The following is a 16,212-nucleotide window of genomic DNA, read 5'->3' on the forward strand; positions in this document are numbered from 1 at the left end:
AACCTCGTTATGAAATCCCGCAAAAATCTCATTCGCGGCATCGCGGTCACCGCTCTCGTTGTGGCCGGCGTCGCTTGCTATGATCAATTTCGACTCAACCAAGCCCGTATCGGCCTGAGCGCAGCCCGTTCTAAAGCTGCTACCCTCGATCTTTTCAGTGAGTCCGGTGATTTCAAAAAATCGCGATTTACCAGCAAACAGGACCGGAATGCAGAAGCTGCTCTCCAGCAAAAAGCCGTCACCGATTTCCTGAGTTTGGTCGACCAAATCATCGGATTGAGCGACGAGGAAAAATCAAAAGAAGACGAACTGAGCCGAAAACTGATGGTCCAATGGATGGCTCTCAATCCGAAAGTTTTGGAGCTCCTCGTTGCAGAAATGTTGCAGGGGTCCCGTGCAGACGAGCTACGTCAACAAATGGCTGCAGTTTCGCTGGTGAAACTAGCAGCTGAGCTTCCGGAATCCGCATTGGCATATCTTGATCAAGCATCTGCCTATTTGAAGGACAACCCGGAGCGTGTTCAATTTCTCGAAGGAACGATTGCAGAAGCGCTCAAGTCATGGGCTAAACGGAATCCGTTGGCGGCAGCGCAATGGGTGCAGGAAAATGGAGGGAAGTATGATGCATTTCTGAGCAGCCAGGCGAAGTATCAGATTTTAACAAGTGCCGCCTCGGTTGACCTGAATCTCGCATTTCGATTGATCGACCAACTTGAGCTGAATTCAAATGACTCAGCAGTCATGCTTGCGCGGTCAGCGGCTACCCCACAGCAGCGAACGGATTTCCTGCAGGCACTTCAGCAAAACTCATCGTCGATCGTAGATAAATCACTTCGATCGGAGATGGAACGAAAGGCCATGGAAGTCATCGCGACGCGGACTCTCCAAGATGGCTTTATCGAGGCAACCGGCTGGGTCAAATCCGCGAATCTGGATTCCGATGAAATGGATGTTTTCGTTTCCAAATTGGACTATGCCTCATCGCTGGGCGAGACCGGTCCATGGCTCGACTGGTTGGGCGATCATTCGGAAAACGATCAAGCTGCAAATACAGCTCGGCAGCTTGTCATCGATTGGACGAATGCCGATTATCAAGCTGCAGGTGAGTGGCTGCGAACCGCTGAAGAGGGTGAGATCAAGAACCAAGCCATCCAGGCCTACGCGGTGACGATTTCCAAATACGATCCCGAATCTGCCAAGGAATGGGCGCTCATGCTGCCAGCCGGTGAGTTGCGGGATGAGACTCTGCGTGAAATCGAGTGAAGCGATTGCCCGGTATTCTCACATGCGGAAATCCTCACCGAGGTAGTGCTTGCGAGCGATCGGGTCATTGACCAATTCGTCGGATGCGCCTTCCAGAATCACGCGGCCATCATGGATGAGAAACGCACGATCGGTGATGGTTAAAGTTTCACGCACCGAGTGGTCGGTGATGAGAATGGCCAAGCCATCGCGCTCGCGCAAATCCCGAACGATGCGCTGGATATCCTCGACCGCAATCGGGTCAATACCGGCAAATGGCTCGTCCAACATGAGCAAAGTTGGCTCGGTGCAAAGTGCCCGCGCGATGGCTAACCGGCGTTTTTCACCACCGGATAATGTGACTGCGAGCGACTTGGTCAGCTTCGATATTTTGAAGCGATCCAACAATTCGTTTGCCCGTTCCAAGCGCTCCTTGCGATTTAAATTCGGCCGGGTTTCGAGGACTGCCAGCAAGTTATCAAGCACGCTCAACTTGCGGAAAATCGATTCTTCCTGCGGAAGGTAGCCGAGCCCGAGTCGTGCGCGGCGATGCATGGGCAGGCGGGAAATATTGCTCCCCTTGAAGGAAACAGATCCCGCATCGGGCGGGACCAAGCCGGCGATCATGTAGAACGACGTCGTTTTGCCGGCACCGTTCGGGCCTAACAAACCAACGATTTCACCGGGTTGAACACTGATCGAAACCCCATCAACCACTGCACGGCCACCGTAGGTTTTGCGAAGTCCTGACGCGAATAAAACTGCCGTATCCGCGTGTTTGCAGGTCGATCCAGGGTCGTGCATGAATTTCGAGAAAGTCGGTTACTAAAAAGATCAGTGCTTGATTTCAGTGGCGTTCAGAGAGGCATCCGCCCTTCCATCAAACGAATAAACTCCTGATTTCAGATCCACATTCAGAGTCGCTTCCGCTTGCTTGGCCCGCAGCACTTTATCGCCATCGATGATCCATGGCTTGCCACCGGTAAGCAATGCTTTCTCATTCGCCACGCTGTAGCTGAAAAGTGCGCCACTCGCCTTCATCGGCGGTTCACCTTCCGGCATCACCCGCTCCATCAGCACACTGCCCGTGGCAACGATGCGATCAACATCTCCGACAGCAACCTCCACCTTGTCCTGCTCTTTCTGACTCGTGTCGGTTTTTTTCTTGAAGAACACCTTCAACTCATTGGCTCCACTAAGGGTGAACCTTGGGTCCGTGACCCGGACGTTTTTGAGAAAAACCAGAATGCCCTCTTTCGAATCGAAATAAACCCCGCCATCGCAATCAATGACCGTGCGTAGCGATCCTGTCGGCATATCGAGAGGAGCTGCCTCTGCTTGGTAAACGGTTGAGCCATCGGTCGATTGATCCAGCAGATCGGCTTTCGCCAAAAAGGCTTCAACCGCCGCGTTGGCCGCATTCGATTGAGCCAAATCAGACCTCAAATCGGTCCTGGTCTGGCGGTTTGCTTCTCTCACCAGCTCCGACATCGGCGCGGCATCCGCTTGGACCGCGGCTTTTTCCTCTGCGGAAACCGGCGGTGGCGTGGCTGCAAACATGGGCACCAATGACGCCCCAAGCAGTGCGGAAATACCAAACTTGGGGATGGATGAAGAATTCATGGCCGTAGACTTAGGGTGTTCAATGACGGATTTAACAGGCCCCATCACAAAGCCTTTGGATTGATCGATCGCGTAGACGAGGCCCAAGCCTTCAACGCTGAATCGCTCGCCGACCAGTTTCACCGGCTCTTCCGCGTGCAGCATGTAGGACCGTTGATCAAAAATCGCTCGCTGAAGATCGATTTGGGCACGCTGGGTGTGATCGGGATTAAAAAAACGAATCACAACTCCCTGCCCCTCAATCTGATATGCATCAATCAGAGTCATCACCTCCGAGCGTAATACGCTGGTAAGCCGCATTTCCTCATCGTAACGAGGCAACATGACTCCTTTCAGCACACTTCCTGGCGGCAGGAGCGATGCCGCCGGAATCAACGGTTTCGAAGATTCCGGCTCTTGATCCTGATCAAGCACAACGTCCTGGGCCAAAAGCAGACCAGGAAGCAGTGCAAGTGCTGGAAGTCGAAATCGCAAAAATCGATGAGCTTAGTGCGAAGCGTGGTGAATCGCGATCAATTTGACGAGCAAGTCTTCGATAAATTCGAGCGGAATCTGGTTCGGACCATCCGAAAGGGCGTTCGCCGGATCGGAATGAACTTCCATGAACACACCGTCCACTCCGGTCGCGACCGCTGCGCGGGCTAGGACTGGGGCCAGTTCGCCATCGCCGCCCGTCGCTCCGCCCAGACCACCAGGTCTTTGAACCGAATGAGTTGCATCAAAAATCACTGGCAAGCCTTCTTTGCGCATCCAATAGAGTGAGCGCATATCGGTCACCAGGTTATTGTAGCCAAAGGTCGTGCCACGCTCGGTGAGGAGGAATGATTCGCAGCCAAACGAACGCATTTTATTGGCGATATTGACCGTATCCCACGGGGCGAGGAATTGGCCTTTTTTCACGTTCACCGCACGGCCGGTTTTTGCGGCAGCCTCAAGCAAATCCGTCTGGCGGCAAAGAAATGCCGGGATTTGCAAAAGATCGATGTGCGCAGCCGCAAGTTCAGCTTGAGCTTCGTTATGAATGTCCGTGGTGACGGGCACTCCAAGTTCCTTGGAGATTTCACCGAGAATCCGGCAGCCTTCAGCCGGGCCAGGGCCACGAAACGAAGTAACCGAAGTGCGGTTCGCCTTGTCGAAGGAGGCTTTGAAAATGAAGTCGATGCCTGTCCGTCCGGCGATTTCCTTGAGCGAGCGTGCCATGTCCCAGGCAAACTCTTCCGACTCCAATGCGCAGGGGCCGAGGATGAAAAATGGGGCGGGCCCGCCGACGGGAACGTTGCCGATGTGGAAGGGAGTGAACATGAGAAGGTGCTAGTTTTCAGGTTTCCGTCCGAAGGGAAAGCGCAAGATTACGACTCGTCCGCAGCAAGGTAGAGCGGACGCAGGTTTTGCAAGGCCATCGACAGCAATTTTTCCTCGGTGGGCGTCAAATTGCCCCGGGTTTTTCCCTCCAGCATTTCCAGCGAATCGATGACTGACTTCGCCGCACGCAAATTCACCGACTTCTCCCCGGTCCGCGGATCGGGGATTTGACCGAGAAAAAGCCCGGCGTTCTGGGCCTGAAGAATCACAAACTCGTTGAATCGAGGGTCGGCTTGCATGGGATGAAGATGATCGGTGGAAGAGCAACGTCCAACATCGATCATCAATCCAGCCGAAACTGCGGGCAAATTCATTCGTAATGAGTCCAGAGCCGCAAGACTTTCACGATCTTTTCGTCCTCAAGGACCTGATAAACCAAGCGATGCTGAATATTAATTCGTCGCGAAAAGGCGCCTTTCAAATCTCCCGAGCACATTCATCGATCGACTCGGCCATCCCTTCCAAGATGGAATGCCGCATCCCAGGAATGCCAACCAGGAGCAATGTCTCCTGGATGGCTCGCCAATCTGACTCAGCAATCAATACCGCATTTCCCCGCTTACCCGTTATTTGCACAGGTTCGTGATCGGAGATCGCTACATCAATGACGCGATAAAGATCGGATCGCGCTGCGGTAGCAGAAATAGTTTTCACCTCTTGAAGGTGTGCCCAAACCCACTTGAATCAAGACCATTTTCCGCCAGCCGAAACTGCGGGCAAATGCTGTCCGCTCCACGGATTGAAACTGGAACTACTCGGTCTTGAGCTGGAGTTTTCCGCCTTTTGCGAAGTCGGCATAAGGCAGGAAATAGCCATCGACGGTTTTCCCGTTGAAATCGATTTCCTTGAGTTTGCGCGATTTGCCTTCGGCCTGGATGGTCACCGGCTTTTCGCCACCGACGTTCCAATCGACCTGATCGAAAATCGGCAAGGTCACGATGAACTGATTATCAGCGGTAGAAAGCGGGTAAATGCCGGACGCCGCAAACACATACCATGCGGACATTTCGCCGGCATCATCCATGCCGCAGAGGCCGTTTCCGCTTTCGCCGAGGCCGTAGTATTTATCCAAAAGGGTATCGATCACGGCTTGGGACTTTTCCGGTTTGCCGACGAAGTAGTAGGAAAACGGCGCTTCGTGGTCCGGCTGGTTGCCATGGCAATACTGGCCGAGGAAGCCGGAAACATTGCGCGCGATGAAGCGGGGGTTCCATTTGATGCTGAACAGGTCATCCAGCTTCTTCTCGAACGGCTCATTGCCACCGTAGAGCTTCACCAGGCCTGGCATGTCGTGCGGGACAAAAAAGGAAAGCTGCCACGCATTGGCCTCGCGATACATGTATTCGTAAAACGGCCGCTGAGGATCAAACGGCGAAATCCAATCGCCATTCTCCAAACGTCCGCGCATGAACTTGGTTTCCGGGTCGAACATGTTGGCGTAGTTCTTCGACCGCTTCATCAGGTCTTCGTAGTGTGCATCGTCCCCCATCGCCTTGGCCAGCTGGGCCAGCGAATAGTCGTCATAGGCATACTCCAATGTTTTCGAAACTCCCGCACTCGCTTTGGTCTCGGTGTTTGGATGCTTCACATCGGGATCGGAAATATATCCTTTCTCAATGTATTCGGCGATATGTGGCCGGGTGCCGCCCTCTTCATAGGCATTTTTGAGAAGCTCCTTGTAAGCCTTGTCCGAATCAAAATTCCGGATGCCGCGCAGATACGAGCTGGTGACAAAAGCGGCCGCATGGTCGCCATGGAAAAACGTTGGCATGAAGCCGCTTGGTTCGCCACGCACCACCAGCGACTGGATCACATCACCCGTGACATCAGGTGAAAGCATACCTAACAAAAACAGCTTGTTGCGGAACGTGTCCCACAAACTCGGATTGGTGTAGTAGCGGAATCCTTCGTTGCGCACCTTGCCCGAATCGTCCTTGAACTCGCCATTGCAATCGCTGCGCAAAGCCGGCCAGAGAAAGGATCGGTAAAGGCAGCTATAAAAGAGTTTCTGTTGCTTTTCACTCCCGCCTTGGATTTTCACTTTTGACAGCAAGGTGTCCCAGGTGCCGACGGCCTCCTTGTGAATTTCATCGAAGGTATGGTCGCCGATTTCTTCTTTAAGGTTCTGCTTGGCGTTGTCCGGACTGACAAATGAAAGTCCGATTTTCAGACTAACCGGGTTGTCGTTGCCATCTGAAAGGTGAATCATCGCAAACCCGCGACGCCCGGATTTGTGTTGTTCCAATGAATCGATCTGGTGGCTCAGCTCCGCATAGAAATAGATTTTATCGCCGCCAACCCGTTGAAAACCGGACACGACATGATCACCATTTTGCTCGATCTCCCATTCGGAGACGCGGTTATTTGCGCGGTTGAGATCGAATAAAATCCGACGATCCTTGGCGTTCTTGAAGGTGTATTCATGAAACCCGCAGCGCAATGTCGAGGTCAGCCGCACGCCAACCTGTGAGTCATCGAGGAATACCTGATAGAACCCAGGCGATGCTTTTTCCTGATCGTGGCTGAACTTCGATTTGAAAGGATACTCCCCCTCTCCGGACACTGGCAGGATCGGAATATTACAAAGGTTCCAGTGGCCTTTGTTCGTATGAGTGAAGCCAAGAATTTCCGTATCCTCATACTCGTATCCAGCACCAGAACCATACTCGGTGATGGGGCTCAGCTGCACCATCGCGTTTGGCAGCGCCGAACCGGGATAAGTCAATCCTGCCCAAACCCGCCAATTTTCAGGCGGAGTGTAGCCAGTGATTTCAGGATCCAACAGCGGCGCGCTGCCGAGAAATGGATTCACCAACGAGCTGGGAGAAGCGGACGATTGTTGCCCATGGCAAAGCAATGAGGTGCTCAGGACAAACGAACTGACGAGAGGAATAAGAACGCGTTTCATGAATCAAATGGCCGATCGGGTACGGCCGCAGACTGCTACGACCGGCCTTAGCCATTTGTTGCGTGAAATTTCACCCCCGATGCCTGCGCTACGCCCTTTAGTTTTCGGGCAACACAAGCACCTGACTTGGCTTCACACTGAGGATGCGCGTGGCGGCTTCTCGAACCTCATTGGCATTGAGTGACTGATAGATCGCGGGGAGATGGCGGTGCTGATCCGCAGGCTGCCCGAATAGCAAATCAATCGCCGCATGTCGCGCGCTGGACGATGGCGATTGTTGTTGGATCGCCAGCCCACTGAGCACGGTCGCGCGTACGCGATCGAACACTTCATCCGGAATGCCTGCGCTCGCGATTTTTGCGATTTCCGAAAGCATTTCCCGCGTCGCCAACTCAGCCTGTTCTGGAGAAGTCGCCATGTAGAAGGTGAACAACCCCGCATCAAATCCGAGGAACTGCGTGGCTCCCACTCGATAGGCCAACCCCAATTCTTCCCGAATCCGCGTGAAAAGCGGCCCCGCCATATCACTGGCATACTCCTGAATCATGGCGAGCGCATGGCGGTCAGCATCACCGGCTGCTGCTCCCGGAAATCCAATCGCGAGCACGGCTTGCTTTTTCGGCAGACGGGCCTCGATTTCAGACCCGAGGTTCGCCTGAGTCACAGGTGGCTGCCAAGTGGTGCCTGCAGGCAGTGGGGAGAATTTTTCAGCCAGCAACTTTCGCAACTCAGCGCCATCAAAATCCCCGGCGATCGCCATGGTCATGTTGGCCGCATTGAAATGCCGGGAATGCTGGGCGCTCAGCGAGAGACGATCGATTTTTGGCAAACTTTCCAAGGTGCCCAACGAATCCAATCCATAACCGGCCTGGCCGAATACCGATTGGCGCAAACGCTGCATGCCAACGTGAAGCGGGTCCTGCAATGCTTCCTCCAACACGGCAACCTGACTGGCTTTTTCACGCTGGATCGCATCCGAAGGGAACGATGGATTCAGGATCACATCCGCAAAAATATCCGCGATGGTTTCCAGATCCGGCGCGAGTCCGGCGGCTTGCACCAAAATGGCATTGTTGCCGACACTGGCGGAAATCGAAGCACCAAGCGACTCCAGTGCATAAGCAATTTCTTCCGCATTGCGGGAAGTAGTGCCCTTGGTCAGCGTCGTCGCCAGCAATTGATTCAGACCGCTATTTTCCGGGGTTTCGGATGGCAACCCTGCGCGAACGGCCGCCTGAAAATGAATCAACGGCACACGTGAATCCGGCAACAAGGCGATTTCCAGTCCATTTGGCAGCTTGAACGTCTCAACTTCCTGCACCTGCCGAGCCGATTTCACGGCCACTGCCGGCGGCGGCGCATCCGTCGGGTCCAGCACGCTGAGAGTCAACCGATCCGGGTGGAGCGAGGTGGCAACCCGTCGGATATCGGCGGCAGTGACTTCCTGGATGGCCGCCAGATAACGGCGGGTGAAATCCAGATCACGTGCTTCGTGCCAGTTTGACGCTAAATCAGAAGCTCGGCCGGATGCTGTAGTCAGCGACCGGAATTGGCTGGCGGCGATCTGCCGCTTCGCCTTTGCCAAGCTGTCATCCAGCGGCGCAGCCGGGAAGGTTTTCAACTCGGCTAAAATGGCTTCGATCAAGGCATCGCGTTTTTCTGGCAAGGCATCTGCGCTGATCCCGAAAACCCCCTCCCGCCCGGACGTATTCCAGGCCCATGCGGAGATTTCCAGCGCCAGCTCCTGCTTTTCGCGCAGAGCGAGGTGCAGCACCGAGGAACGACCACGCCCAAGGATGGCTGCCAAAACATCGAATGCAGGAGCATCGGGATGGTCGAGCGATGGAGTCTTCCAGATCAGTGAGATGCGGGAAGTCGGAATGGCAAACGTCTCGCGGGAACGGCGCGGCCCGAGCTGCGGAGGGTCCATCGGCACCAACGGATCACGACCCGCCGCGAGCGGAGCATCTGCGGTCATCTGCGTGACCATTTCACGCGCACGATCCACATCAAAGTCTCCGGAGATCACCACAAATGCACGATCCGGAGTATAGCGGGATCGGTGATAATCTAACATATCCTGATGGGTCAGCTTATCGAATAGATGTCGATGACCGATGACTGGATGGCGACGTGGATCCGTAACAAATGCGGTTGATAGAACTAACCGGGTTGCGACATTATCCGGATCATCAAGGCCCATATCGATTTCCCGGCGGATGACATCTTTTTCTTTCTCAAATTCCGCCTCAGGAAGAGTAGGATAAAAGACGAGTCCTGTAATCGTTTTCAAAAAGGTTTCCAATGAATCGGACGGTCCATCGATATAATAAACCGTGCGATCAAAAGTCGTATAAGCATTCCAATGTCCGCCGGCGGCCTGCACGGTTTCAGCCAACGAATCCCCATCGAAATCCCGAGTCCCTTTGAAAACCATGTGCTCCAAAAAATGCGAAAGCCCCGCCCCAAGGTGTTGATCCTCATGGATTGAGCCAGTGGCTACCCAGATTTGGGTGCTGACTACCGGAGCCGCCGGATCTGGATCTAAAATCAATGTGAGTCCGTTTGGTAAGACTTCAGTGGTCGCGGTGGTTAGGGGATATTCCATGGATTTCCGACTTGGATTCTAAAAGTGAAAGGATATGAACCGACGTATGCAACGTTGGATCGTGTTAGGTTTGGTGGCGGTATTATTATTGGGTGCGGGTGGCGCGGCCGGGCTGTGGACTTATAAACAAAATCGCCCGGATCGGAAGTGGGTAAGGCTTCCTATCAATCCGAAACTGCCCCCTGACCAGAAAGAGGAAGCAGCTAGCCAACTCAAGGAAAAGCTCCTTGATGACAAGATCATGACGAAGGTGGCGGATGATATTCATCTGGCTGAAGGCATGAAGCTCGGCTCCACTCAGGAAGCCGTAGCCCTTCTCAAGCAAAGGCTGTTTGTCGAGGTCGGAAGTGTCACCCTGCCTAGCGGCGAGACTCCGTGCCTGAACATCGGCGTTAGCGGCAAGCGCAAGGAAATGGACTCACTCGGCAAGGCCCCGACCCGGATCCTGGACGATGTTTTCAAAATCCTGGGAATTAAGAAACCCGCTGACGCTAGCGCTCCGAAAAGTTTCTAAAATCGGGTCAAATGGTCTGAATCAGGCGGGCCGCATCGTATCGCACCTTCGGCCGGCCTGACGAATGATCATCATCCGCCCGATAACCCAGGGCACAGGCAACCGCTGTCGCGTAGCCGCTGCCGTTCAGTCCCAAGATGTCATCGAACTCGCGCGGATTCATGCCCTCCATCGGGCAGGTATCGATGCCAAGCATACTCGCGGCCAACATCAATTGGCCCAAAGCGATGTAAACCTGGCGGGTGTTCCAAGCCGCGCGATCCGATACTGGCATAGGATCCACAAAGCCCGTGATTGCTCCTTTCAGCGGATCCAGAACATTCACCGGGATCCCCTGAACTTCAGCCATTCGCTCCATCCATTGACTGACTTCGCTTTCCACCAGATCGGTGCGGGCTAAAAATACGACGAAATGTGATGCGTCCGTGACTTGGGACTGCCCCCACGCGGCAGCTCGCAGCTTGGTGCGGATTTCCGGGGTTTTCACGATCAGGAATTTCCACGGTTGCAGGCCAAACGAGGATGGCGTGAGGACCATCGATTTCTCAACTGCTGCCCAAACCTCGTCTGATATCTGGCGTTTTGGATCAAACTTCTTGGTGGCGTAGCGCCAATTCAGCGCGTCGATCAATGTGTCCGGAGCAATCGTCATGCCCCGGACTATTCCGCATCAAGCGTGAATGGCAAGGAGGCGGATGGGAAATCCTTCAAAGTCAGGCTGAACACCATGCCGTATTCCTCTTCGTAGCGGTTGTCCCGCATGCTGATCCCCATGCCTGCGACCCAGCTGCCCAGATCGCGCTGCAGCATGTATTGCTGGGACTCGAGCACGCCATCATCCGTTTCCAGGGTATGGCGGGTGCCAAATCCCCAATTTTCGTTCAATTGGGTGTAAGTCCGGAGATCAATGCGGTTGGAGTCAAGCAGCACCGGGTGGTTATCGAGGAAACGATAGCCAAGGGAGAATTCGAAGTTTTCCGAAGGCATGAAGCGCAAACGTGAAGCAAACTCCGTGAACCCGGAGCCGCCGTCGATCAGCGGAAATTGCGTTTCCAGTTCAACGGCCAACCAAGGCAATGGCGACCAGCGGACATCGTTGTATAGATTCGAGAAATTGCGATCACCCTCGTAGTCCTTGCCGAAGGCGTCCATGTAGGTATCGACAAAAAGCCATTCGTGAGTTTGACCATCACGCTTGGTTAACAAGCGGTTACGAGCACCGAAACGCACCGTATTCCAGCTCTGAAGATCGTCCGTGGCGGTGTAACGAGCCGGAGACAAGGTGCGTGGGCGGGTGGTAAATGTCAGGCGATCGACACTTGGCTGAGTATCCCCGAGATCGCTCGCGTCCACCACCGACCAATTCGCATACGGCTGGAACACATGCAGCAAACGATCGATGCCAAGCGCGTGATTCTGATACCCGCCCAGATCTTTGGAAAATTTGACCGAAACCTCCGCTCCGACGTGGAGGATTGTCTGATCCATGGTCGAATCCGGCCCGTCCACCGACCAATACTGAGTGTATCCGGCACCCGCTTCTGGTGCGAAGCTCAGCCAACCGCCAAACAACATGGGTAAGGAAAATTCCTGATAGGTATGGAACCGGCCGTAGCTGGTGTTCAGCAATTGATCCTCCAAGGCCTCCCGGTCGGCATCGCCCGGAGGCAAGGCCAGAATTTTCGCCGCCAATTCCTGCTCATACCCTTGCAACTGGCTCAACAGCCGCGTTGCCTGGGGGTCACCGGGCGAAAGCGAGAGCAAGGGTTCGATGATGGAATCCTTCCGATAATCCGCGGTTTCCGCTCCAATCAGACCCAGCGACGTGGTTCCTTCATGAACCAGAAAGGGCAGATTAAAGAGTGATCCGCGCGCCTGATCGAACACGATTTCCGGCAAGCGGGTATCGGTGCGATAGAAATCGTTCAGCCTGAAACGCCCGTAAATCGAAAGCAGCGACTTTTCATCCCGTCGGAAAATACCCAGCGTGTTGTCCGGAAACGGATCGTGCGAATAGAGCTCTGGATTGAAATCCTCCAGGTAATACTGATCGCTCAGCCAGGTTAGGTTGGTATCCAAGTACCAGTCAGCTCCGGGCTCGAAATGCAGCGGGTTTCGCTGTTTCAGCTCGATCCGGTAACGGTCTTCGTTAACGAATCCGCGGGGAATGCCGGCCCGTTCTTTGCTCGGATTCAGGTCGTTGAGATAATAAAAGCTCAGCCCCGGAATGTTTTCATTCTCCTGAAGGCGAGTATCGCGCAGGTCCAGGCCAGTTCCCAGCCCCCGGGAACCGCGCAAATCGACGTGCCACTTCGAAAGGATCCAGGCATCTTCCCGCTCCCCGGTTTCCGGGTCGGTTTTTCCGCCCAGCATGATCCCGTAGCTGGTCAATAAATACGGTCCCCAATTCGAGCGCGCTCCTGGCTCGAAATGCACTCCAAGGTCCGCATCCAATGGCTGAGCAAAATAGGGCAACCAGAAAACCGGGACATCGTCCGCGTACAGCTTCAGATTCTTGAAGGTGATTTTATCATCCGGGTAAATCCGGGTTTCGTCCGCGCGGATCCAGTAGCTCGGATCATTCGAATCATGCGTGGTCACGCCCGCATCCTCGCCCACATAGACGACCTTGCCGTGGACGATTTCGGTATGAAACCCATTGGCTTCCAGGAAAAACGGATCCACTGATGCCTCCATCCCGGATGCGTCGACCTTCCTCGTTTTCAGGTTGTAGACCGCCTTTTTGCCCCGCTGAAACAGGTTGCCCTGATACACGCTGACATTTCCTTCCAAAATGATCGTGTCGCCGTCACGGGTTGCCCGATCGGCAAAGATTTCCAAGCCATTGTCACCACGCAGCACCACGTCCCCTTCCACCATGCCCTGCGTTTTGTCGTAGATATTACCGCTCGCTCTGCTGAATGAAACTGTCACGCCATCCGGCAGATCAGCCATTCCGGTAATCTGTTGCGCGGTTTCAATCTCCGGCGCAGGCACCGGGGTAATCAAATCCACCTCCGGAACTTCCCAATTTTCCGGAAGTTCCGGCACCTCCTGCGCGATCACCGGAGCGAAAAACAGAGGCGTCAGTGCCAGAGCAACAATCTTCGACATCGCAGTGATAAGACGAAGCCAAAGCGCTGAAGTAAAGGGGGAAAGGCAGCGGGCTCCGATCTCAGAAATCATTTTACCCGTTCCCCATTCCGGGAGAGAATGTGGCCATGCTTGGGGAAAAACGCGCAGCCATCGCCGGAGTCACAGGATTTATCGGCCGTGGCCTGCCCGCGCTCCTCGCACAACAGCAAATCCGCACCACCGGCATCAGCCGCGCCGCAAAGCAACCCAGTCCGGAGATCGATCGCTGGCAATCCTACGATTCACTCGATTTCGCCCATCATTTCGCCGTAATCAACCTCGCCGGCGCCCCTGTGGACAAGCGCTGGACCCGCAGTTATCGCCAAAAAATCATCGATAGCCGGGTCGGGACAACCAGGCAGATCGTCGCAGCCATCGCACGCCTGCCCGCAAACCAACGCCCCGCGGTTCTGATCAATGGTTCCGCCACCGGCTATTATGGAAACCGGGCAGACGAATTGCTTTCAGAATCCGCCAACTGCGGGGACGATTTCCTCGCCAATGTCTGCAGCGAGTGGGAAGCCGCCGCCTTGGAAGCAGAAACCCTCGGGGTCCGCGTCGTCCTGCTTCGCATCGGGGTGGTCCTCGGCAAAGAGGGGCCAGCCTTCAAGAAACTCCGCTTGGCATTGGGCACCGGCCTGGGAGGCAGACTCGGCTCCGGGCAACAATGGGTCCCCTGGATTCACTTGGATGATCTCCGCCGGGCAATCGTTTACACCGTCACAGAAGCCGACATTTCCGGACCGGTGAATGGCACCGCGCCACACCCGGAACGCAATGCGGAGATGACGAAAAAATTTGCGAATGCACTTCATCGCCCCGCCATCTTTCCCGTTCCGGGATTTGCGCTTCAACTCGCCCTTGGTGGATTTGCCAGCGCCCTGTTAGGAAGTCAAAAGGCCGTCCCGTCTGCCCTAATCAAAGCCGGTTTCGAATTCGAGTTCCAGGATTTGGAATCCGCCTTGTCAGATCTCATCGGATAGTCTCATTAAGCAGTACAAGACTCCGATTTTTTCCCTAGCTCCGTGTTCATTCCCTCATTTCTGGCAGCAGGTTCTGCCGATGTTTCGCCCTTGTTTGCGCTGCTCAGCCTGGTGCTGATCTTTGCCGTCCTGATGTCGCTTTTATTGGCTAAGCTGAAGCAAAACTTTCTGATCGGCTACCTCTTGTGCGGAGTGATCATCGCGAACGCAGGTTTGCTTGCCCTGGTCGGCGGGCCTGAAGCGGAAACGGATGCTGTCATCTCTCACCTCGCTGAGCTCGGCATCATTCTCTTGATGTTCACGCTGGGAATTGAGTTCTCGTTGGGCGAACTGAAACATCTATGGCGCGTGTCGCTGCTTGGGGGCGGCAGCCAAGTCGGGATCGCCGCAATCATTACTGGCCTCACCCTTTGGCTAACCACTTCCTTCCCGGGTGCCGATCTGGTCGTGCTGGCCGTTGCAATCACCCTGAGTTCGACAGCCGTGTCGATGAAATCGTTCCAGGACATGGGCCAGTCGAACAACCCAAGTGCCCGGACTTCGCTCGCCATCGCCTTGTTTCAAGACATCGTGGTGATTCTCTTTCTCCTGATCCTCCCGGCTTTGTATGGCAAGGGTGAAGGCTCAATTTCAGTGGGAATCCTGCTCGCACTAGGCCGTGGAATTCTATTTCTGGGTGGCGCACTTTTGATCGGCAAATTTGGCGTCACGCCAATCCTCCATGCTGTTGCACGAACTCGTAGCCGGGAGCTTTTTACCCTGGCCGTGGTCGCGCTTTGCAGCGGCATCGCCGTCCTTGGAGCTGTGTTGAAACTCTCACCGGCGCTCGGGGCATTCGCCGCGGGAGTGGTTGTCAGTGAGTCGATCTACCGTCATCGCATCATGGCGGACATCATGCCATTCCGCGATCTGTTCCTGGCCATCTTCTTCGTCTCAATCGGGCTACAAATCAATGTCTGGGTGGTTGCCCAGGACTGGGTTCGCATCCTCGGCTGCAGCGCAGTGATTCTTTTGGTGAAAGGGTTGATCGCCTTCAAAATCGCCCGCCTGTTCCGCCTGCCATTGAGGCCGGCGTTACTCACTGGCGCCGCTCTCTCCAGCTCTGGTGAGTTTTCACTGGTGTTAATTGCAAAGGCAAATAGTTACCACCCTCTAGCGGCTTCTACCCAACAGCTCCTGCTGAGTTGCTCCGCATTTACCATGGCAGTGGTGCCCTTGTTAATGCGAGGCAGCAATGGTTTCGGAAAATTTCTTGAGAGCCGATTCAACCTCGATAGCCATCGCCTTCCTCGTCCGGAAAATCTCGGGCCTTCACAAACGATCAAGGAGCTCACCGATCATGCCGTGATCTGTGGTTATGGTCCGGTTGGCAGGGCGTTGAACGAAGCGCTCAAACAATCTGGTATTGAAACCCTGATCCTTGAGCTGAATTCCGATACGGTCCGGCAACTTAAAGCGGAAGGCCAGCCGGTGCTCTTTGCAGATGCAACCCATCCGGAAGCACTCGAACTTGCCGGCATCAAACGCGCGCGATTGGTCGCGTTTACTTTTCCAGCCGTCGAACTGACCAAAGCCGCCGTTCCACTGGTTCGCGAGCACAATCCGAGTGTTGCCATTTTTGGCCGCGGAAAATTTGCCTCAGAGATCGCCGAACTTCGGCAACTGGATATCACGGTGTTTCACGATGAAAGAGAAAGTTCCATCGCCATGATTCATGCCATCAAATCCGTCTATCAACGCGTGGATCTCTCAGCTGATGAGATTCGCCAGATCGCCAGTCGCTCCTAGAACCGGCTACTAAAAAACCCTGCGGGCCATGTTTACCATCGCCACACAG

General features: G+C 54.6%; 13 protein-coding genes and 1 pseudogene. 4 read left to right on the forward strand and 10 right to left on the reverse strand.

All coding sequences use genetic code 11. The features are described from left to right. The first annotated feature begins 9 nt into the window (after positions 1–9). Entirely contained in the window at positions 10–1,263 is a 1,254-nt protein-coding gene (locus JIN85_RS16170; RefSeq protein WP_200272668.1) for a hypothetical protein, read from the forward strand. An 18-nt stretch (positions 1,264–1,281) separates the two neighbouring features. On the opposite strand, the gene lptB is transcribed toward JIN85_RS16170, so the two are convergent. The 8 genes and pseudogenes from lptB to JIN85_RS16210 all read right to left on the reverse strand — a co-directional run bounded on the left by lptB (position 1,282) and on the right by JIN85_RS16210 (position 9,743). Beyond that, positions 1,282–2,046 carry an LPS export ABC transporter ATP-binding protein gene (lptB, locus tag JIN85_RS16175; RefSeq protein WP_200272670.1) on the reverse strand — a complete coding sequence of 255 codons (765 nt, stop codon included), beginning with the start codon at positions 2,044–2,046 and terminating at the stop codon, positions 1,282–1,284. Between the two features lie 30 nt (positions 2,047–2,076). Next, positions 2,077–3,339 carry an LptA/OstA family protein gene (locus tag JIN85_RS16180; protein ID WP_200272672.1) on the reverse strand — a complete coding sequence of 421 codons (1,263 nt, stop codon included), beginning with the start codon at positions 3,337–3,339 and terminating at the stop codon, positions 2,077–2,079. A gap of 12 nt (positions 3,340–3,351) precedes the next feature. Further along, the gene (gene kdsA / locus JIN85_RS16185) at positions 3,352–4,167 is read right to left on the reverse strand and encodes a 3-deoxy-8-phosphooctulonate synthase (protein WP_200272674.1); all 816 of its coding nucleotides are present in this window, start codon (positions 4,165–4,167) and stop codon (positions 3,352–3,354) included. Between the two features lie 47 nt (positions 4,168–4,214). Further along, positions 4,215–4,541, reverse strand: coding sequence for a DUF1844 domain-containing protein (locus tag JIN85_RS16190; protein WP_200272676.1), 327 nt, complete (start codon positions 4,539–4,541; stop codon positions 4,215–4,217). After that, a pseudogene (locus JIN85_RS16195) lies at positions 4,538–4,654 on the reverse strand (type II toxin-antitoxin system YoeB family toxin); the annotation flags it as partial. The gene JIN85_RS16190 and the pseudogene JIN85_RS16195, both read right to left, overlap by 4 nt. Continuing rightward, positions 4,645–4,881 carry a type II toxin-antitoxin system Phd/YefM family antitoxin gene (locus JIN85_RS16200; protein WP_200272680.1) on the reverse strand — a complete coding sequence of 79 codons (237 nt, stop codon included), beginning with the start codon at positions 4,879–4,881 and terminating at the stop codon, positions 4,645–4,647. The gene JIN85_RS16200 and the pseudogene JIN85_RS16195, both read right to left, overlap by 10 nt. A 97-nt stretch (positions 4,882–4,978) precedes the next feature. Further along, positions 4,979–7,135, reverse strand: coding sequence for a GH92 family glycosyl hydrolase (locus JIN85_RS16205; protein ID WP_200272682.1), 2,157 nt, complete (start codon positions 7,133–7,135; stop codon positions 4,979–4,981). A gap of 97 nt (positions 7,136–7,232) precedes the next feature. Continuing rightward, entirely contained in the window at positions 7,233–9,743 is a 2,511-nt protein-coding gene (locus tag JIN85_RS16210; RefSeq protein WP_200272684.1) for a M16 family metallopeptidase, read from the reverse strand. A gap of 34 nt (positions 9,744–9,777) precedes the next feature. Between JIN85_RS16210 and JIN85_RS16215 the strand changes: the two genes are divergently transcribed. After that, on the forward strand, positions 9,778–10,257 hold the full coding sequence (locus JIN85_RS16215) for a hypothetical protein (protein ID WP_200272686.1): 480 nt from the start codon (positions 9,778–9,780) through the stop codon (positions 10,255–10,257). Between the two features lie 7 nt (positions 10,258–10,264). On the opposite strand, the gene JIN85_RS16220 is transcribed toward JIN85_RS16215, so the two are convergent. After that, positions 10,265–10,909 carry an NAD(P)H-dependent oxidoreductase gene (locus JIN85_RS16220; protein WP_200272688.1) on the reverse strand — a complete coding sequence of 215 codons (645 nt, stop codon included), beginning with the start codon at positions 10,907–10,909 and terminating at the stop codon, positions 10,265–10,267. Between the two features lie 8 nt (positions 10,910–10,917). Next, complete coding sequence (lptD, locus tag JIN85_RS16225) at positions 10,918–13,371, reverse strand: LPS assembly protein LptD (RefSeq protein WP_200272698.1); 2,454 nt, start codon at positions 13,369–13,371, stop codon at positions 10,918–10,920. A gap of 107 nt (positions 13,372–13,478) precedes the next feature. On the opposite strand from lptD, the gene JIN85_RS16230 reads away from it, so the two are divergent. Both JIN85_RS16230 and JIN85_RS16235 read left to right on the forward strand, forming a co-directional pair. Continuing rightward, entirely contained in the window at positions 13,479–14,375 is an 897-nt protein-coding gene (locus JIN85_RS16230) for a TIGR01777 family oxidoreductase (protein WP_200272700.1), read from the forward strand. A gap of 42 nt (positions 14,376–14,417) precedes the next feature. After that, positions 14,418–16,163 carry a cation:proton antiporter gene (locus tag JIN85_RS16235; RefSeq protein ID WP_200272702.1) on the forward strand — a complete coding sequence of 582 codons (1,746 nt, stop codon included), beginning with the start codon at positions 14,418–14,420 and terminating at the stop codon, positions 16,161–16,163. Positions 16,164–16,212 lie beyond the last annotated feature (49 nt).

The organism is Luteolibacter pohnpeiensis (genome assembly GCF_016595435.1).
GTDB lineage: Bacteria > Verrucomicrobiota > Verrucomicrobiia > Verrucomicrobiales > Akkermansiaceae > Luteolibacter > Luteolibacter pohnpeiensis.